This window comes from Xenorhabdus szentirmaii DSM 16338, from assembly GCF_002632585.1.
Classification (GTDB): domain Bacteria; phylum Pseudomonadota; class Gammaproteobacteria; order Enterobacterales; family Enterobacteriaceae; genus Xenorhabdus; species Xenorhabdus szentirmaii.
The window spans coordinates 1,439,206-1,459,270 of record NZ_NIBV01000002.1 but is presented as its reverse complement, the minus strand read 5'-3'; the positions used below and the strand labels follow the sequence as shown (position 1 = coordinate 1,459,270).

General features: G+C 40.0%; 17 protein-coding genes. 5 read left to right on the top strand and 12 right to left on the bottom strand.

Annotation, left to right across the window (positions count from 1 at the left end):
* Positions 1 to 298 precede the first annotated feature (298 nt).
* Positions 299 to 1,327, bottom strand: a complete 1,029-nt coding sequence (locus Xsze_RS16470; protein ID WP_038233464.1) for an MFS transporter — start codon at positions 1,325 to 1,327, stop codon at positions 299 to 301.
* 175 nt (positions 1,328 to 1,502) lie between these two features.
* Here Xsze_RS16470 and Xsze_RS16465 point away from each other — a divergent pair, with 175 nt between their 5' ends.
* A complete protein-coding gene (locus Xsze_RS16465) occupies positions 1,503 to 2,264 on the top strand; it encodes a class I SAM-dependent methyltransferase (RefSeq protein WP_038233467.1) in 762 nt (253 codons plus the stop codon).
* Between the two features lie 74 nt (positions 2,265 to 2,338).
* On the opposite strand, the gene Xsze_RS16460 is transcribed toward Xsze_RS16465, so the two are convergent.
* Complete coding sequence (locus Xsze_RS16460; RefSeq protein ID WP_038233473.1) at positions 2,339 to 3,835, bottom strand: trypsin-like serine peptidase; 1,497 nt, start codon at positions 3,833 to 3,835, stop codon at positions 2,339 to 2,341.
* A 184-nt stretch (positions 3,836 to 4,019) separates the two neighbouring features.
* A complete protein-coding gene (locus Xsze_RS16455) occupies positions 4,020 to 7,103 on the bottom strand; it encodes an autotransporter domain-containing protein (RefSeq protein WP_038233476.1) in 3,084 nt (1,027 codons plus the stop codon).
* A 629-nt stretch (positions 7,104 to 7,732) separates the two neighbouring features.
* Between Xsze_RS16455 and Xsze_RS22845 the strand changes: the two genes are divergently transcribed.
* Positions 7,733 to 8,506: an MFS transporter gene (locus Xsze_RS22845; RefSeq protein ID WP_244590078.1), complete on the top strand. Its 774-nt coding sequence runs from the start codon at positions 7,733 to 7,735 to the stop codon at positions 8,504 to 8,506.
* 28 nt (positions 8,507 to 8,534) lie between these two features.
* Positions 8,535 to 9,149 carry an MFS transporter gene (locus Xsze_RS22840; RefSeq protein WP_244590077.1) on the top strand — a complete coding sequence of 205 codons (615 nt, stop codon included), beginning with the start codon at positions 8,535 to 8,537 and terminating at the stop codon, positions 9,147 to 9,149.
* A 70-nt stretch (positions 9,150 to 9,219) separates the two neighbouring features.
* Here the strand turns inward: Xsze_RS22840 and Xsze_RS16445 are convergent, their stop codons facing one another.
* The 5 genes from Xsze_RS16445 to Xsze_RS16425 all read right to left on the bottom strand — a co-directional run bounded on the left by Xsze_RS16445 (position 9,220) and on the right by Xsze_RS16425 (position 13,827).
* A complete protein-coding gene (locus Xsze_RS16445) occupies positions 9,220 to 9,648 on the bottom strand; it encodes an NUDIX domain-containing protein (RefSeq protein ID WP_038233479.1) in 429 nt (142 codons plus the stop codon).
* 19 nt (positions 9,649 to 9,667) lie between these two features.
* Positions 9,668 to 10,924: an adenylosuccinate synthase gene (locus Xsze_RS16440; protein WP_038233481.1), complete on the bottom strand. Its 1,257-nt coding sequence runs from the start codon at positions 10,922 to 10,924 to the stop codon at positions 9,668 to 9,670.
* Between the two features lie 188 nt (positions 10,925 to 11,112).
* Positions 11,113 to 11,775 (bottom strand): HAD family hydrolase, encoded by a 663-nt coding sequence (locus Xsze_RS16435; protein ID WP_038233485.1) that lies wholly within the window; start codon positions 11,773 to 11,775, stop codon positions 11,113 to 11,115.
* A gap of 7 nt (positions 11,776 to 11,782) precedes the next feature.
* Positions 11,783 to 13,015, bottom strand: a complete 1,233-nt coding sequence (locus tag Xsze_RS16430; RefSeq protein WP_038233489.1) for a hypothetical protein — start codon at positions 13,013 to 13,015, stop codon at positions 11,783 to 11,785.
* 2 nt (positions 13,016 to 13,017) lie between these two features.
* Complete coding sequence (locus Xsze_RS16425) at positions 13,018 to 13,827, bottom strand: HisA/HisF-related TIM barrel protein (protein WP_051462234.1); 810 nt, start codon at positions 13,825 to 13,827, stop codon at positions 13,018 to 13,020.
* A gap of 582 nt (positions 13,828 to 14,409) precedes the next feature.
* Here Xsze_RS16425 and Xsze_RS16415 point away from each other — a divergent pair.
* The gene (locus tag Xsze_RS16415) at positions 14,410 to 15,015 is read left to right on the top strand and encodes a hypothetical protein (protein ID WP_038233495.1); all 606 of its coding nucleotides are present in this window, start codon (positions 14,410 to 14,412) and stop codon (positions 15,013 to 15,015) included.
* 73 nt (positions 15,016 to 15,088) lie between these two features.
* On the opposite strand, the gene Xsze_RS16410 is transcribed toward Xsze_RS16415, so the two are convergent.
* Together Xsze_RS16410 and Xsze_RS16405 are read right to left on the bottom strand one after the other, a co-directional pair.
* Positions 15,089 to 15,685 (bottom strand): NADPH-dependent FMN reductase, encoded by a 597-nt coding sequence (locus Xsze_RS16410; RefSeq protein WP_038233497.1) that lies wholly within the window; start codon positions 15,683 to 15,685, stop codon positions 15,089 to 15,091.
* A 48-nt stretch (positions 15,686 to 15,733) separates the two neighbouring features.
* Positions 15,734 to 16,570 (bottom strand): EamA family transporter, encoded by an 837-nt coding sequence (locus tag Xsze_RS16405; RefSeq protein WP_244590084.1) that lies wholly within the window; start codon positions 16,568 to 16,570, stop codon positions 15,734 to 15,736.
* Positions 16,571 to 16,796: 226 nt separating this feature from the next.
* On the opposite strand from Xsze_RS16405, the gene Xsze_RS16400 reads away from it, so the two are divergent.
* The gene (locus Xsze_RS16400) at positions 16,797 to 17,288 is read left to right on the top strand and encodes a MarR family winged helix-turn-helix transcriptional regulator (RefSeq protein WP_038233501.1); all 492 of its coding nucleotides are present in this window, start codon (positions 16,797 to 16,799) and stop codon (positions 17,286 to 17,288) included.
* 186 nt (positions 17,289 to 17,474) lie between these two features.
* Here Xsze_RS16400 and Xsze_RS16395 read toward each other — a convergent pair whose 3' ends face one another.
* Positions 17,475 to 19,475: a TonB-dependent copper receptor gene (locus Xsze_RS16395; protein WP_038233503.1), complete on the bottom strand. Its 2,001-nt coding sequence runs from the start codon at positions 19,473 to 19,475 to the stop codon at positions 17,475 to 17,477.
* A 115-nt stretch (positions 19,476 to 19,590) separates the two neighbouring features.
* A complete protein-coding gene (locus tag Xsze_RS16385) occupies positions 19,591 to 19,983 on the bottom strand; it encodes a DUF2946 domain-containing protein (RefSeq protein ID WP_280176094.1) in 393 nt (130 codons plus the stop codon).
* Positions 19,984 to 20,065 lie beyond the last annotated feature (82 nt).

The window sequence follows — 20,065 nt, the reverse complement described above, 5'->3', positions numbered from 1 at the left end:
TTATTTTTTCAAGCTCTTTTTTAAATTTCTAAATTAATAATCTGTATTTTCATGAATGCGTTAATAGTAACTGTTGTTATTAACGTTATAACTATCTAAACAGAAGCTTGGAAAGATTGGTTCTCGGATTCCCGAAAGGTTATTCAAAAGCAGAACGAACATTGAGGACAAACTTTCTGAGTTTTGTTACGAAAAGAAATAGCGATTACATTCTTTTCATATCTCATAGCGAACAACCAAACTCATATATTGGCATCACTGTATTTCGATAATAAACCGATCTGAATAAGTGACAATGTCACCTATTCAGATCTCTTATTGTCAATCCAATTCCTATCATGAGGCAACTACCCAGCATCACCATTGTTACTGCCGTGCCATATCGAGCCAACAACAGGGTAGCCGTTGGGATCAGCAATAAAATGGTCAGATTATTCAGACTTTCTGATACCGCCAATATTTGGCCTTTATTGTTTTCCGCTCTTTCTGTCAAAATGGATGTACTCACAGGCGCCGCAAAGCCAAGCGCACATCCCCATAGCATAAGGCAAGCCAGACTAAAAAACAGGGAAAAGGAAATGGATATAAAGGCAGAACTTGTCAGGAGAATAAAAACTATTGCCCATAAAAGGGCCCGCTCTTTGTTGACAGACAAACGTTTCAGCATGCTGACGGCGAGATTACCCAACCCAAGCCCGATACCAAATGCTGAAACAGAAATACCAATTACACCGGTTCCTAACCCATAGTGTTGTCTAAGAATTTCCCCGGACAAAATAAAGGCAGATACTGCTGTACCATTCCAGCATCCTTTTGCAAGAAGAGGGCGTAATAAGTTTCCTTGGCGTATCCACTGAAAAGATATGCTTGTTTTTTCTTTTTTCATACCTGCATTTGCCGGTCTTGAAATGCCTTGCTTATTTAATATTAAAAAAAAGAGTAAAAGGCACCCAGCTGCATTAACCCAGAATGGCAACCGCCAATGACATAATTCTGTCAAACGTAATCCGATAGCAATCTCTAAATTGGGCGCGATAGTGAGTGCCAGTCCATCAAATGAAAGAAAAAACAGGGAGATCAGCAATAATTTTCGGCGGTTTATCCGATCAGACAGCCAACCAAAAATCGGGGCTGTGCAGGCATAGGCAAAAGCATAACCGGATACTAACCAAGTGGCTTTTTCTGTTGTTGTCTTAAATGCCTCTGCCAATGGATTCAACATTGGGGATAACATAAATTCCATCGCACCAATGAAAAATACAGTGAGGGAAAAGATAGGTAAAACCAATGGCGGGATAATTTTAGACGAAACAATATATGGCGGCATATTTAAGCCTCCTTCTAAGAAATAGTGTTTATTGGGAATGACAGGAAATAGAAAAACAGAGGAAACCAATGATGATGATAGAAATATAAAGAGTAGTATTCGGTATTGTTGAAAGGGGTGAGATGCAATAAGGTATCGAAGAAGAGGATTAAAATAATACTGAGGTTTATTAGATATGGCAATTGATCAACTCTATCAGAATAGTCAATTAGCTCAATTTTACGATTTTGATCACGAATGGACACCCGCTCATGATTACTATGTCAAATTAGCTGAAAGTGCGCGTACTATTTTGGATCTTGGCTGTGGTACAGGAATATTGACGAATAAAATTGCCCAGGTTTATCCCGGTAAAGTGATATTTGGCTGCGATATTGCTGCTCCCATGTTAGATATTGCAAAATCAAAACCAGCAGGATCACAAATTACATGGATACAATCCGATGCCATCCAGCTGGAACTCAATAAAAAATTCGATTTAATCATTTTATCCGGCCATGTTTTTCAAGTGTTTTTAACTCATCAAGCGCGGGTTGCTGTACTTCAACGGATTTATGAACACCTCGAAGAGGGAGGGATCGTTATCTTTGACAGCCGCAATCCTTTAGCAAAAGAGTGGCTGACCTGGACTCCAAAAGAATCTGAAAGAGAATTTTCCCATCCGGCGCTAGGGCCTGTCTTAGCATGGAATGATTTTAGCATTCATAATGATATCGTCACTTATGGTACTTATTACCGGCCTTTAAACCCTGAGCGAGTATCAAGCAATAAACAGGAATATCAGGCATTTTCTGCGATCACCTTTCCCGGTTTTGCAGATATTCAGCAAGCCCTGACCAGCGCAAAACTGATTGCAACAGATGTATTAGGAAGCTGGCAAGGTGAGGTTTATGATGAACAGTCAGAAGAAATGATATTTATTGTCAGAAAGATTTAAAAAAAACTCACTGTTCGCTTTTGCCAACAGTGAGTTTGTTTAATTACCAGGATAGATAGTTTTCTTGAGGGAAATTATTCAATGTCGAGGGAATTAATCGGACCGATATTTTTTGCCTGATCTTCGCCATATGCGCAAACACGCCATGGGGCTTCAGATTTATTCAGTGAAATAAAAGGCCTCCGTGGAAAAGTATAACCCTCTTTATCTTCACAGTTTGTTGTTGCTTTCGGGCTATATTTCACTTTGAAGCTACTAAGTTCATATTGCTTGATCCCAAAACTAACAAGCCACTGGCTTTCATTGTCTAGTTTATTGATAACAGGCTTCATTGTTGGAGGAGTATTATCGATTTCTCTCAACATAACAGAAGCATCTTTTGTCTTTTGCCATTGACCTGCATTATTCTGATGGATAACACAGAGTTTATGAATACCTTCTTGTTCAGCAACAAGCAACTCTTCCAAAGGTTTTTGGCTGGCAGGGACAGAAGAACCATATCCTGATGCATCCTCACAATCGACTCCACTGATTAACCCCGTTTTATAACGGATGTTTTTGACATCAGCACCTTCTTTAATCGCAACATTCCATTTTGCTTTCTCACCAGTGACCGGATCTACAGTTTGAGAAGCAAAAGGAGCCAAGAATGAGCTTTGTTCCAAAACGTTGCCACTGTTATTTTCAAGTTTAGATAAATCAATCTTGTTATCTTCTGTGATTGCGTTGGCAATAGTATCAACAGGGATGAAATAGCTGGCACCTTCTTGTGGAACACCTTTATTATTCTCAATAATACACGGCCTGTTAGGACCACAACCGGTCATACCAGGTGTTGTTGTTGTATTGAGAACACCAATAACTTCGGTTTTATCTTTTTCAAAAACAGGAGAACCTGATGTTCCACCCACAACCCCTGCACAATTAACACTGTACACCGGGGACCAAATCCACGGAGAATAACCTTCATACAATGTTGGTGCTTTTCCGGTGATGTTGCATTCCGATTTTCTGAGATATGGGTTCAGGCCGTTTTCTTCCATGACCGGAATATGCGTCAACACAATAGGCTGATGTTTCATTTTCAGGTTTTTCTTCAGCTTCATAGGGTGATAGCCCTTTTTAGCGAGTTCACCATATGTCGCATCCAATTGCAGAACCGCAACATCTTCGTATTTCATGGTGGAATACAAGATATGCTTAACTTTTATTGGCGAAAAACTGTCTTGTTTGTCAATGAAGTAATCCGGTGTATAGGCCCAGTATTCAGGAGCAGGCTGATCGATGATGACATCATTCGTATCAACATTACTATCTACACAGTGTCCCGCAGTCAGTATCAATGCGGGGGTATCTTTACCCGGTGCATTTTCACCCGCAATCAGAGTTGCAGTACAGTGTGATGTACCATTAAATTTACCAACGGTTCTGTATTTTTCAGCACCAGGGTCGGTAGATTTCATTAGTGGCGCAAGATTGCTATCTGTTGTATTTCCTGCTGATACCGGTAAAGCGCTTGAGCCTGCTGAGGCAGACAATAAACTGATTAATAAAATTTTACCATAAGTCATGTTATTCCTCCTATGTATGTATTAATGACTCAAATTCATTATGATATTTAATCATTAATCGATTCCACCGAAGTGATTTGTATGAAAACCGGTACAAGTTACTGAGTGACTTAAAAAGAAAACTCACTATGGGTTATTGCCAACAGTGAGTTTTCTTTGAAAAAAGGATTGTAAAAGTATGGTATTAGAACGTCCAATTGGCGTTCAGGAACACACCGTTATCCTTATTGTTGCTTGACACGACTCCGTTATATCCCAATGACAGTTTAGCTTTTTCATTGATACCTAATTCTGTACCTACTTTGATTACAGCGGAATCACGTTCTGGAGAAACGCTTTTAATGGTGAATGCTGAATTGCTATTGCTGAAACTTAATTTGGTACCGCGATCGACACTACCGAACTGATGTTGCCAACCCAATTCGCCATATAAACTGACAGTCATTTCATTTTCAGCCTTCCATTTTTTGTCAGCACGTAACCCTAACGTTGAGAAAGTGGCATTTTTCGATTGTTTGTCACCGTGCAATGCCGCCGCTCCACCGTGTTCATTTATTTTATTGTTGCGGAAATTAACATATGACAAGTTGGCAAATGGCTCTAGGTTCAGCAAAGAAGTGTCAATACCGTAAGCCGCTTCAGTAAATAATTGGGCAGTTTGTGCGCCATATTTAGCTTTCAGATTGTCGGATTGACTACTGAAAGCGACTGAGCGTTCAGTGTCAAAACGATGCCAACTATAAGCAGTACCTGCACGCAATGCCAGGGCATCAATTTGTTTGCTACCGTAAAGACCTAAGTGGAAATTGTCACTGCGTGCTGAAGTACTGTGACTCCCTTTCAGAGAAGAGCGGGTATAACCGGTGGTAACACCGAACCGCCAGTCATTGCCCAAGTCTTTATCTGCACCCAATAACACGCCGTAGTTAGATACTCGATAACCATTGACATCACTGTTACCACTGGTACGTTGCCAGTTACCCAGAATTTGGGCCCAGACACCATTCTGATTTGATTTGATACCTTGCCCAATGTTTCCATTGTCAGCTTGGCGTAGCCGGGTATTCAATGTATCACGCAGATAGCGGCTACTGTTCACCTGTGCTGTTGCAATATCATCATGGATCTGACTGGTTGATAATTGTTGAAATGCCATACTGGCCTGATGAACTTGTTCCCCTGTATCCAGCATCAAAATACTCTCATAAACCGGATGTCCCAGGCCCAGATTATCAGCAGCCCTTGCGACAGCCCGCTCATTGGCTGTTTTTGCAAAACTTTCGAATGTCTTGGAATTACGTTTTAAATTCAGCATCACACGGTCGGGTTGATAATTAAGCTCAGCCCCCATAAACAAGTAATTTGGAACAACCGCCTCGAATTGACCATTGATCCCTTTGTTTGCTTGCAAGATATTGTATTGTTGACCGAGTAAACTACGGACTTCTTGCTTAGCCAGCAGGTTTCTGCTGCTTTCCAGAGCAACTTGTACCTGGCCGCCTTTCAGAGTCGCTAACCCATTACTAATAATACGATCACTATAGCCCGGACTATCTGGTGCAACCTCTACCCGATAATGAGAGCCTTTTTGGAAAGTGATGTCACGTTCAACAGTCAGAGTTCCGTTTGTGCTGACTTCACCCGGCTCAATCAGGTTTCCTGGCGAGATAGCCGCTCCGGCGTTGAGCATGATTGAACCAACAGAGCCAGCGCCGGCAAACATAGCGTTTTCTTGTACCGTAACATCAGACGTTATGGAACCACTTACCTGCAATACACCTTGTTCTACCAAGGTCGGGCCTTTATAAGTACTATTTTTGCCAGCAAGATCGAGCACGCCTTTACCGGTTTTGGTCAGTCCACCATGACCGCCAATATCATTGCTCCAGCTATCGTAGACACATTCTATGCTTTCACATGTTCTCGCTACTGTCGTGCCGCTTTCAACCTCGGCACCCCATCCGGGAATATTGGCAATAAACTGGGTATCGGTATAGGAACCGGGAATATAAAACTCTTTGGGAATGTCCTGCTCAGTAATGAACATTTTAGGGCCATCAATCGCGTCTTTCAGGTTCAGCATTCCCCATCCATACAAATTATCCAATCCTTTTTCACCTAAATCAGTTGCTGTGGTTTTAAGAACATCGGATATTTGCCCGGTTGTCATATAGGGAAAACGTTGCATCAAGATCGCTGCGGCACCAGCAACATGAGGAGATGCCATAGATGTTCCTGTGTATGTATCATAAGTCGGATCAATGGCCAGCTCATTATTTGCAAGCGCATCTTCATTGATATCGCCATCAACCTTAGAAACAAAATCGCCTGTACTGCTGTAAATTTTGGTACCCGGAGCAGACAAACAATAGCTGGCAGTATATCCGCAACTTGTTGATGAAGGATTGAGCTCGCCGTTTTGGTTCAAGTTGGCAACGCTAAGATAATTTTTCAATGCATCAGGGAAGAAATAAGGCATACCGGCATGAAGCCAGGTAACATTATAATTATTCGCATTTCCCGCCGCAAAAACCACTAATTTACCTTGACGGGCGGCACGTAATAAACCAGCACTTCTGGTGATATAGTCATCAAATTCAGGAATAGGGGAACGGCTCAACTCATCCAGCTCTTCTTTCATTGGCGTGACAAAATTGATAACGTCCTGCAATGTCACTTTAACGTAATCATACGTACCATTCGGAAGTTTGATAGGCCAACCGTCCTTATCCCTTCTTACTACAGGGCGAACTCCCCAGCTGTTATTAATAATTCTGGCATCGCTTTGGATCATGGCTTCTGTACGATTATAGATATTCTGCAAATATTTTCCGGTAATCAGACCAGCATCAAATGCTACACCATGCATTCCTTTCCCGTCTCTGTTTGCAGCGATAGTTCCTGAAACATGATTACCATGAGCCCCGAACGTGATAATTCCGCTATCTTCATCTTCATCATAATTCCAAATATCTTCTGGGCTCAATATTTTGTGTTTTCCTGCAAATTCAGGATGATCGCTAACCGCTTCATCCAATATCCCCACATTAATACCTTTTCCCGTGTAACCACGAGCATAAGCATAATGAGCACCAATAGCTGCCAATCCCCACTGATTTTTAAATTCTTCTGATAGCCAACTTTCAGGTGAATTATTTTTTCCTTGCTCCTGATATTCAGTTGAAGCTATTGAAGAATTAACAGGTAATAATCCAAAGAATAATGTCATCCATAGAAAGATCGGTCGTACCGAATTGGTTTTTTTCATGATAAAAGCCCGTTTTTATTTTTTTAAGATAATGACTTTCAACTCGTCGCCATTCGACTCATCGCTTTTGAAAAGTCTCTATTAGTAGAATTACAACAAGCAGAGCAGGACTTGGATGTTGTATCCAATATTTTTCCCTGCAATGTGCTGAAGAGTAATAATTAAACTAAAATAAAATAATGACAATTAACTTTTTTATAACATAATCGTAACAAAATAAAACACAGGCAGGGTAAAAAAGAGGCTTTAAGCGGCATTAAATAAGGACTTAATCATGTTTCTCAAATTCTAAAAATTACAATTGTTAATTTTTTGTGATTTTTTTTAGTATGCTAACATGTCAACAGCATTAAGAAGGGTGATTATTTGTGCCAAAAGGAGTTATATTAATCTGATTGATAATTACGCGGTAAAACCCCATGTTCTTATATTAAAATCTTATAATTTAGATAATTAAAATAAGCATAACTCCCAATATTTATGCTTATTTTTAATTATCCTGATCTGATAAGTAAGTATGAAAGTTAATTAATTCACATAAATAATCATACGTAAATGTCGTTCTGGGTCAATAATCATAGATGCATAATTGAAAGCGGTTTCACAACCACCTTGTTGGGAGTCATATCATGAGCAAAAAGGATTACTTAGCTTTATCGGTTCTTTTGTCTGCCGGATTTGTCACTATTTTTGATCTTTTTGTGGTTAACATTGCCATTGCCAATATTCAAACAAACTTACACGCAAATTTATTACAAATTACCTTCATTATTGTGACTTATGAAATGGGATTCGGATTGCTGCTCATCACAGGAGGGCGTCTGGGTGATCTGTTTGGCCGGAGAAAATTATTTCAGTTTGGTATATTCGCTTTCACGTTGACATCGTTGTTTTGCGGTCTGGCCGTTACAGCCAATATTTTAATTTTAGCCCGGTTTTTGCAAGGATTATCAGCGGCACTGTTATTTCCGCAAGTTTACGCCTGTATTCGTGTCAATTTTGACGGAGAAAACAGCCGTCGGGCATTCGGTTTTTTAGGGATGACATTAGGGCTGGCTGCCATTGCTGGTCAAATTTTAGGCGGGTGGATGCTTGCCGCCAATTTATGGGAATTGCAGTGGCGTTCCATTTTTTTGGTTAATATCCCTATTGGCATATTAGCGCTGATATTATCAGGTTATATCAATGAAAGCGTTGCCCAAGAAAAACCCGGGTTGGATTTTGTTGGGGTGGCACTTTCCAGTATTGGCATTTTTAGCCTGATGCTTCCTCTATTGATTGGCCCCACACTTGGTTGGCCTGTATGGTGTTGGGGATTGTTTCTTTTCGCGTTTCTGATGCTCTTGCAGTTTGTACGCCATGAAAAAGCTTATGCCAAACGTGGAATGACATTATCTTATTGAAAAACAAACGATTTTTTTAGGTTGTTTATTGATTTTATTTATCTATTCCACGTCCAGTTCACTTTTTCTTGTTCTGGCACTTTTTTTACAAAAAGGACTGGGTTTCAACGCATTGGAAGCAGGATTAATTTTCGCTCCCGCAAGCATAGGGTTTGTCTTATCGTCTTTGAGTGCTCCTTATTGGATTAAACGTTTTGGCAATCATGTTCTTACGATCGGAACGTTGCTCTATGTGATTTCATTTATTGCCTTGATGATATTTATTGCGATATTGCCTCCGATATCTTCATCAATGACATTCCCGCTTTTTGGGGTTGTGCCAATCTTATTACTCCTTGGGTATGGCCAGGGATTTATCATGACACCTTTGCTTAATGTCATTTTGGCTTTTGTTCATGTACGGTTTGCAGGGATGGCATCAGGCGTGATTGCGACGTTGCAGCAAATTGGGGCAGCTTTTGGTGTTGCGGTCGTCAGCGTATTCATTCAAAGGCATATAAATAATGTCGACCCGATTTCTTTTCTTGCTTACCAGAATGCTTTTGTCCAAAGTATGCTCTACAATGTTTTTGCTATTTTTGTTGTCTGTTATTTACTGAAGAAATTATTGAGAACAGAAAATTTGACACAGAAAAATAATTAAACATGTGAAAGACTCATGATGTTAATTTTCTATATCATTAACACCATGAGTTATATTGATTGCCGATGCCTTAATCTCTCATTTCTGTTATTTCTATTGGATTATCAAAACGCAGATTTTCATCCATTGCCATAGGAATTAACCATCTCAGGTTGTTGATAACCGTTTCTGGTAATAAATGTGTTTCATAGATATTAACTTGTTCTTCTTCAAGAGATTTCACCGAATAAACACGATCATCAAATAAATAGAGAAAGTTCACCTGATAAACACCCGGTCTGGTTAAAACCGTAAATAACTTCCAATCCTCATGGTTTGTCTCTATTCCTGCTTCTTCGGCAAACTCTCTGGCCATGGCTTGCTGAGGATTTTCCCCCATTTCTATTTTCCCACCAATGCCATTAAGTTGACCTTTTTGCCAGGCAGGTTGTAATTTAGAAATAAGGGATACATGTTTTTTATCTTTGGAAAACATAAAACCAGTGACATATTTAATCATTACTTCCTCAACATATGACTTATGCGATTAATGTTTGTGCTCTGTCCGGCCCATGAGAAATATACTTAATCGGTACACCCGCATATTCTTGGATATAATTGAGGAAATCAACCAACTCACAGGGAAGTTCAGCTAAATTTTCATATGATTCTTTCAGCTCTCCCCAGCATTTAAATGTTTTATAAATGGGTTTTACTTTATCAAGCTGCAATAAAGCCTTATCGCTGCCAATAATCTCACCATCAATTTCATAAGCAATGGCGACTTTGATTTCATCTATGCCAGCAAGCACATCAACATTAGTAATAGCGATTTCTGTGACACCATTAAGCCTTACCGCATGTTTAATGAGACATAAATCCAGCCAACCACAGCGCCTTGGCCTTTTTGATACCGTACCGTATTCATTTCCGCGCTCCCGAATGTAATCTGCTTGTTCTGTCTGTAACTCAGTTGGGAATGGCCCGTTGCCGACGCGGATCATATAGGCCTTCATCACCCCGACAATATGCATTTTTTGGGCGGGTATGCCTATCATGGCGAAACAAGTCTGAACCAAGGTTTGGTATGCCACAGTATAAGGATAAGTACCAAAGCTATTGTCTAAAAAAGTGGCTTGCGATGTTTCAAGCAAAATATCATCACCGTGATCCAACAGGTTTCCGATTGCTTCATTGGTAAATGTAAAATAGGGCTCGATTCTTTTACCATATTGATGCGTTGTTTCTAACATTTCTTCGAAATCTAATTTCACCTGTTCATTAAAAACATAGTTAATCTGTTTTTCTCTAATTCCCCAAAGAAATGCTAATTTACTTCTCAGTTTTTCTTTGTCCAGCGTATCAATGAGCCTTATTCCATGGCGATTGGATTTATCTTCTACACAAGCACCAACCCCAACGCCGACTGAACCTATTTTATTTTTTCCTTTATATTTTTCTGATGCTTTATTGAGTTCAGCATGTAATGGCAATACAACATGACATCGCGGATCAATAAATATGCTAGAGTTAATGTTCTCATTTTTAATGAAATCAATTTCTTTTACAAGAACAGGCAGGCTGATTAATGCCCCCTGACAAATGTAGAGATTCTTTTTATTAAGAGACGCAGGTAATTGAGAGAATGAACCTCTTACATTACCATATTGCACGCAATGCCCGGCGTTGGCGCCACCATTAAACCTGGCGATGTTATTAATGTTTCCAGATAAATAATCGACAAACTTTCCTTTTCCTTCATCCCCGAATTGAAGTCCAACAACAGCTTTCAGCATAAATATCCTCTCCCTTTTTATTGACTCAATAAAAATTATTTTTTGATTTTAAAATAAGCACAGGATATATTTCTATAATGAATAGAATATATTTAATTCATGTTATTTGTTCGCAATAAACAGTCACTGTTTGTGCAATGGTAAAATTTATTTTTATAAAAAATAATTTATCTAAAAATGTCACATTTTTATTTTTTACAAACTAAATCATCCGCGACAGCTAAAGCCTCACTTAATGAATCGACAACAGGAACACCGATTTTTTCAAGGCTCAGGCGACTATGAGTGCCTCCTGTATAAAGAACAACATGAGTACCTGCGGCTAATGCAGCAACGGCATCATCAGTGGCATCACCTATGACGACACTTTTTTCAGGGGGAAGGTTGAGTTTTTTTATGTGATCCGCTAATTGAACAGATTTTCCTGTTGTTAATAGCGGTGTGTTTCTGCCGTCTATGTGGGTGAAAAATTCAGATATACCATGATTATCAATCATTGGGAGCAAGTCCTTATGTTCCATCAATGAACATAAGGATTGTGTAGCACCAGCCTGATGGCGTCTGGCAAGCAATTGATTCACACCATCGGCCAAACGCGCTTTTTGAATGCCGGGGCGATAATGGGAATTAAATGTTTTCCCGATAATTGACCATTCAGAAGAGGAGGGTTCACGCCCAATAACTTGTTTATAGAAAATTTGTACCGGAACACAATAGTATTCCCGATACTGCTCTAGGGTCAGAGGTTCAATACCAATTTCTGCAAGGGCTAAATTGGTTGCATCCACCGAAACATTAACATCGTTGAGTAATGTACCATTCCAGTCCCAAATAATATGTGCGGTTGTCATAACTCTCTTATCCAAAATGAGGTTTGCTGTGTGAACAGTTAGGTGAACATTCAGGGCATTGATGCACTATAGTCTGAAATGCATCAGTGGGTGTTTCACTATCCAGCGATTTTTGGGGTGCCAGATGTGATAAAAACGATAATAGTTTTCTCGACCATGCCTGATTTGTTGATGTGTCATGGAGGATAGACAATACACCGTGTGAATAAGCTACCCAATCTGCCGTAGATATAGAAGAACACCTGCCATCCGCCAGAAGTTGGTCAACCAATTTGTCCAGCAGCTTGTGATGCCTGAAACACCAAGGCGTCAGCACATATGAATTTTCAGGGTCAAATACCCGATCGGAGTATCCATATACTTGAGTACGTACCTGTTTTTCCCAATGGAATTCAACGGCTCGCGCCGTTGGCCGCACTCCGGTTCGCGCCATAATCAGATCAGTAGCCTGACGCAAGGTATCTCCTGTACCGCAATTATCATCAATAATTGTGATTGATGTTTTGGATGACATAGTTTGCGATGACATAGTTTGAGATGAAATATTGCGTCCCCAAATGTGATTACTGTTACAAAGAGCATCATCGTAGCGAGAAATTTTTACCAAATTAAGCTCGCTGTTCCATACCTCAGCGGTAACTGCCGCCGCGGCTGCTCCGCCTAACATAATCCCGATAACCAAAGAGTTAGGGCAAGGATCAATCTGAGCTGCTGCTAACGTCAGTAAGTGATTATCTCCTTCAATATAGGTTCTGGGTATTTGCTTTCTTATTGATGCAGGAAGTTTCAAATTATGCAAAAAATCGAATGAAACATTGAATGTGTTCCCCGTTAATATTGAAGTAACGATTTTAGCGTATACTTTTACTGCATCAATGAATGGTAAAACATCTTCATTAGCAACAGATGGTTCATTTAATAATGTGTCGATAATTCGCAGTAATTTAACCAAGCTGTGATCGGCCAAAATGTATTTTGACGGAGTTGCACAGAGCTTTTCAGTGCACTGAAGATTGGTAATATATTTGGCGTAACTTTGTACTGCCGACAATAATTCATCGCAAGTTTTTGACTCATAATAGGCCACGCCACGAGAGCCAATGAACACAGGGCCTTTTGACAATAATCCCGGCAGCGCCATCACAGATCCCACTAAATAGGTTGTATCAGGTGCACCACGTAATTCACCCAATAAGCCTACGGAACGGAGATCGAGAATAGGGGAGAAAAACTCAGCCATACTTAACGCCCCAATAATGTGTTTCGCGATGATTGTGTTGTCTGCGATAGTTGTGTTGCTGCAAGTGCATCTTCGAGAGAGACTTTACCAATATGCAACGCTTGCCCTAAAATAGCGCCTTTGACTCCCAAATCAGACATCGCTGCCAAAGTAGAAAGATCATCTATACTTGATACACCACCACCAGCAACAACAGGCGCGGATGTTTTTTCACAAACCTGACGCAGCAGCTCAAAATTGGGTGAACTCATCATGCCACCTCGCTCAACATCTGTTACGACATAACGTTGGCAGCCTTCTTTATCGAGACGTTCGAGAACTTCCCAAAGATTTCCTTTATTTACATTCCACCCATGTGTTGCCAGCTGATAGCCTTCCGATGTATTTCTGACATCCAGTGCAATAGCAATTTTATCGCCGTATTTTTCAATTGCTTTGGCACACCAGATTGGATTTTCCAATGCGGCAGTACCCAAGTTTACCCGCTGACACCCGGTTGCTAATACCTGACTTAAAATCGTTTCATTTCTGATGCCACCGCAAACTTGCACATTAATATCAACAGCAGCGATAACCTCGGCAATAAGATGACTGTTGCAACCTCGTCCTGATGCAGCATCAAGATCAACAACATGTATCCAGTTCGCTCCGGCATTTTGCCACTCAAGCGCAACTTCAGCCGGAGTACCTAATGGTTTGCGTAATGTTGTGCTTTCTCCACGAGTCAATCTAATCGCGGAGTTTGAGGTCATTGCGACGCCATCGACAATATCAACGGAAGGAAATACTTCGAATGTTTCCACATTTTTCATTTAATTACCTAATTAAAAACGTTATAACGCTGGGCCAATTACACTGTAGTCAACATATAAAATTATATTTACAGACCAAATTCACGCTTTATTTCAATTAATAATGATAGTAAACCAAATTTTTTCAGTTTCAGGCGCTAATCATAATAGTTAAAATGTAAAGTCATCAATAAATCACCTGAATAAATTTTATTAAGTGAATAGATTTTTCTTTTTACTTAAAATTAGTTATTTAGATTGCCAAATGACCAATATTTGGTTAAAAATACAAAAAAATGGTTTAATTAAATGTGTCAATAATAAAATTAAAATAATTATTATTTTCCTTTTATTAAAAAATAATTACACACAAATTCCGTTGCAGAAACCATTCAGTCACTGGCATATCACAAAAAATTCTGTATATAACGGTTTTCTTGAGGCGAATGGTCGAAACTTCACTTTTTGGTGTATATAATCACAGCTATTATTGGATGGTAACGTTCTTTTTTTGACCGAAAATGCCAAAAATACGGGGTGCTGTTTTTTTATACAGTCATATCAAAGCAGGATTTTATTCGATAAATATAAGGAAGATACATAATGGGATGGTATACAGATGAATTGTTGGTGCCAGTAACACCAAAAGCATTACAATACATTAAATCAGATATTCAACTGCAAAAATTTGCTTATTTTATACCCCATCTTGATGAATATGATTGGTATTCATCAAATCATAAACATAATGTACCAAAGGAAGGATTAATCATTATTCGCCCGGTCTGTAGTGGCAGTGATAAATATGCAAATAAATATCGGGACGCATTTTTGGATTTTGATTATTTAATCACAAATGAAAAAAATATTGATTCTTTATCTGATATCACAGGAAAGATTGTCCCTGAAACCCCTCTAATCACACAGGAATTTCGGGAATTTCTTGTTTCTTTTTCCCGAAAAATAGAAACGCCCGTTTTGTACTACAGTATGTCCAGTTGGGGTGGAACATTGGATTACGAATTGAGTTTTCTCTATCAACCAGAAGAAAGGCTCTTTTCTTCCCCAACGCATTTCGAACCTGTTGATCCAGATAAACACGAAAATGCATTAATTGAAGGTTTAGCCGGGATCGGAATAACAACGCTTGGTTATTTTGCTCCACATGAGCGTAGTTTTGAATGGGATAGATATAGGTTAGTAGGGTAAATATATTCTCGGCTCAAAAGCCCGAGCCGAGATATTCACATGAATACAGAAAATTGATTATTATGTGTTCTGATTACATTCCGTACTGATATTTCTTGCTTTCTTCCCCCATGTTCTCCCGAACCAGTTTTAATGCAGAAGAATAAGATTTAAGCAATTTCAATGTGTAATTGGCTCGGTTTTCAAACAACTCATCACTGCAAATCAGATCATTTGAGATTAAATTATCACTTTGACGGAAAATCAAATGGTCAGGCAAAAAACAAACATGATTATTTTTAAACCCTGTCATGCGTAATTCGCAGAGAGGGTAAACACCATTAATCCCACTGGATACACTTGATAATAAGGCGGGTTTGTGGCCCAATTCTTTCAAGGAACAATGCAACAAGAAGTTTTTCAATGCCGGAGTAACCATGCCGTGCCATTCTGGAGTAATAAAAATAAATGCATCACTTTTTATTAAATCCCGTGAAATTGGCTGCCAAGGGTGAGTTTCTGCCGAGATGTTTGTTGTGTAGCCATCATGTAATGGTAATTCGATATTATAGAGGCTAAGGATTCTGATATCGGTAAAGCCATGCTCGTGGCTTAACTTCTCCAGATAATGAGCAATGCATTGGCTGCGAGAGTCCGGTCGTTGACTGCCAGAAATGATAGTAAGTTTCATAGAGTTTCCTGTTATTTTTGTTGATTGATTGTGGCTTGTCCTTAGCCTTCAATGTGTAGAGTTACCGAATTTTTCCGCCTGCTTTCTGGGAACTGAAAGCCAGATAGAAATGAGAATGATGCATGCCCCAATAATTTGAAACAACGAAAGTGTTTGTTCTAGAAACAAATAACCTAAAACACAAGCTGATATTGCACTGAAGAATCCTAAAAAAGAAATGGTGATAACGGGTAATTTTCTAATTCCCCGAAACCATATGACGTAAGAAAAAACCGCCCCAACCATACATAAGTAGCCATAGCCAACCATATTTCTCGCGGTAAGGTGTGGTGGTAAACCTTCAATGAGTAGGGCAGCAGGTAATAACATTAATCCGCCAAAGGTTAATTGCCAACCAGTAAAACTCAGTAATGATAAGTTAGTAGGGCGATCCCAATATTTGGTGAGAACAACACCTAATCCCATGCAACAACACCCTGCCAACCCGGCAATAATGCCTTGCCAATTTAAGCTGACAACGGAATTTAAGACTAATAAGCTAACCCCGACACACCCCAAAATAGCAGAAATAATAAGTTGTATTGTGAGGGTTGTTTTCAATAAACAAGCACTTAACAAAATCACGATAATAGGCTGGCAGGCCATGATTAATGATGCAGTTCCGCCAGGAAGGTAACCGGCAGCCATGAAAAGAAAATAAAAGAAAGCGCCGATATTGAGGACACCTAATATCATGATGCGAAACCACCAGATCCCTTTTGGTGCTGTTCGACAAATCAGCAGCAATAATAACCCGGCAGGTAATGCTCTGGCGGTTGAAGCAAGTAAGGGCATATCAGGAGGCAATATTTCCGTTGTAACTATATAGGTACTTCCCCAGACCATTGGAGCTAATGCTGTTAGCAAAATATTATAAATTGCCCGAGTTTCTAACATGATAGCTTCCCTCTAAGGTATTCATTTCCTGAACCTATGTATTAACCTTTAATGCTCCCGCTGAAATTAAGCATTATGAAAAGTATCTTTACATAAAGATATGTTAAAATAATAGCCTAATCGATTTTTATCAAGTATCTTTTTATCAAAATGAACCCAGATAGGACTAAAAAGCATGAAGTACGATCACGTTGACCGATTATTGATGCAGTGGGAACAACAACGCCCAGATCTTGATTCGTCTCCAATGGCTGTTATTGGACGCTTATGTCGAATAAACAAAATATTAGAGCAACGTTTACTTAATGCTTTCAAAAAACATGGGCTGAGTCCTATAGAGTTTGATATTCTTGCAACGTTACGTCGTAACAATATCCCCATGACACCAACCGAAATGTATCAATCCGTTTTGCTGACTTCCGGAGCAATGAGTACCCGAATTGAACATATGGTAAAAAGAGGGTTGATTAAACGTATTGCCAATGAAGAAGATAGGCGTAGCTGTAAAATCTTTTTGACTTCAGAAGGAAGGGCATTAATTGATAAAGCAGTGGTAACCCATTTAGAAAACCAGAGAGATATTCTTGAACCTTTAACTGACGAGCAACAAGAACAAATGGCCGCACTTTTACGTCATTGGTTATTAGCTAACGAATCTGTTTCTTGATATTTTTTGTACAAAATTGAAATTTATTATATAACACCCTGAAAAATACCATCTTTTGAAGAAGAATATAAATTGAGATAGGTTTTTTATAAACGGTATAACGGTATATTAACGGCATTTAGATTTGGTGCAAAATAATTCGCCCTGACCTGAGTCAGGGCGAATTAAGTTTAAAAACAAACTAGATTAGAATTTAACGTTAACTCTGGCCCAATAAGTACGGCCGGGTTCATTAACTTGTGTATTGGCAGAATAACCAAAACCATTACTGCCCGCTAAATTAAGGTGTTCTGTGTAGGCCTTATTAAAAATATTGTCAATGCCCATACTGACTTGAACATTTTTGGTGACCTTATAGGCTGTATTTGCAGATAAGATAGCAAAACCTTTACTGCTGTTGAAATCTTTACCTACAACATTGCCCTCATCGATTGCTACTCTATGTTGGCTGTTAACCAAACGCAACAAACCGCTGCTGTGCCAATTTCCGTATTCCAGGGTCAGTCCAAAACGTGCTTCTAAAGGTGGGATTTGTGGCAGTGGTCGATGATTGGTCGTATTTTTCGCCCAAGAGTATGCCAGGCTCGTGTCGGTTTTCCAATGTTCATTCAATTGGTAACCAAGGCCCATTTCTCCGCCCATGATGGTAGCATCAATATTGTGGGCTTTATTGTTGTCGCCATAGCTGAATAGGATAAAGTCATTCACCCGACCCAAGTAAGCGGACACCCAACCTTGCAAGTTGTCATGGTTATAATGTGCCCCGATATCCAATTGTGTCGTTTTTTCGCTCTTTATGTCATTGAACGCGTTTTTGCCTGTTTTTTTAATTGAAAATAACTCCCAGTAATCAGGGAAGCGTTCAGTATAACCAATACCTGCATACAGCATCACAGGAGCATCTTTCAGATTATGCTCGAACCGGATAAAACCCGCGGGGAGGGTATCCTGACGTTCTTGTTGAGACTTATAGTTATACACCGTTGCGCGATCTAAACGAGCACCACCGATGACTTGACTCTGTCCGGTTGCATCCCACGTTAATTCACCAAAAATGCCATAATCTCGAAAACGGGCATTTTTACTCCAACCCTTCTTTTCAGATGCGATTTTACTGTGATTGGTATTGGTACGGTGGATATTGGTTTGTGCATCAACGCCACTTTGCAACTTGAAGTCTTCCCAGAGCCAGGTGCCCATCATGCGCCCACCCATTGTCAGACGATCTGGCTCCGAAATCATTTTTATTTTCGCTTTGCGCATGGAATAGTTATCCATCACATGATCGCTGTAGTTGTAGTAGACATTCGTTTCAAATTTATCAAACACTTCGCCAATATTGGACTTTTCGAAGCGCAAGCCAAAACTTTGTCGCTTGAATTGGATGCCATCCATATTGCGGGTAGCGTAACGGGCTTCACCGTCACCCTGTCCAGCATTCAGCTCCAGCAATGTATTTTCATCCGGTGTCCAGCCCAATGCAATATCAGTATTCCATTTGTCCCAGCGGGAAGGGACACGATAGCCATTACCATCTTTATAATCGTGCGAATGGGATTTATTACCGATCAAACGGATATATCCCAATTCATTTCCAATGCTGAGATCGGCATTGCCATCCCAGCGGCTATTGGAGCCAACGACAGTACTGACATGACCTTGTGCACCCAACTGTTCAAATCGAGGGCGAGTACGTTCGAAACGGATTGTCCCCGCAGAGTTACCCGGCCCCCACAGTACAGTTTGAGGACCTTTGACCAAACTCAAAACATCGTAACTTTCTGGTGAAATATAAGAACTCGGTGAGTCCATTCGCCCACCACAAGCCCCCAGTATTTCACCATCATCAATCAGCATTCTAAGGCGAGAGCCGAACATACCGCGGAATACCGGATCACCATTAGTGCCCCCGTTACGAATCTGGGAAAAGCCGGGTATCGTTTTCAAGTAGTCGGAGCCATCACTGGCAGGTACGGGTTGACGGGGGGTTTTTAATGAAGTTACCACTTCAAGTGGAGAGAAGGCTGGTGCCGTCACAGTGATGACATCATTTTCTTTGTTTTTATCATTCACATTATCACTATCCGCACCCGTTACACCAGCGGCCCAACCACAGGTTGGTATAGCCAATGCCATTGCCAAAGCAGCAGTCAATGGTGATATGCGGAAAAATTGTACAGTAAACATATAAAATATTCCTTAATTAACAACAAATCCGTATTGGGAATTTGTTTAAAACAATACTGTCTTGACTTATGAACAGCGTAAGCCATGAAAAATAAAATGATTTATTTGAAGTAAGTCAGTTAATTAAGGGGGGGGCGCGTGGTTGCGATTCACCGTAGAACCGCCTGATGACAGGGCCAGAGAATCGAGGCGTTGGTGGTGCTCGTGAAATGACTAACGTCAGTAAGATAAAAGGAATGAATGATCCCGCCAGCAAAGGCAGGTTAATCAGTAACTGGCAATATCCACAGGCAATATCATCCATCAACCCCGTATGGACGTGATCTACCCCATGGTGATTCATTGAATGCGATGAGTCTGATAGTTGTTGATGGTGGCTATTGTTGCCATTTTCCTGCATGTCGGTTAACGGCATGCAATGGCTTGTCCCGCTTCTTACACTTTCACGATGGTGCTCCAGTGTTTTTGATACCACCGGCGCAATAAATAACATCAAAATCGCCGTCAAGACGAGAATGGATGATATTCGGCATTGTGATAAGCGAAAAAGTGATGACAAACTGATGATCCAGATCAATTCCTATAATTTG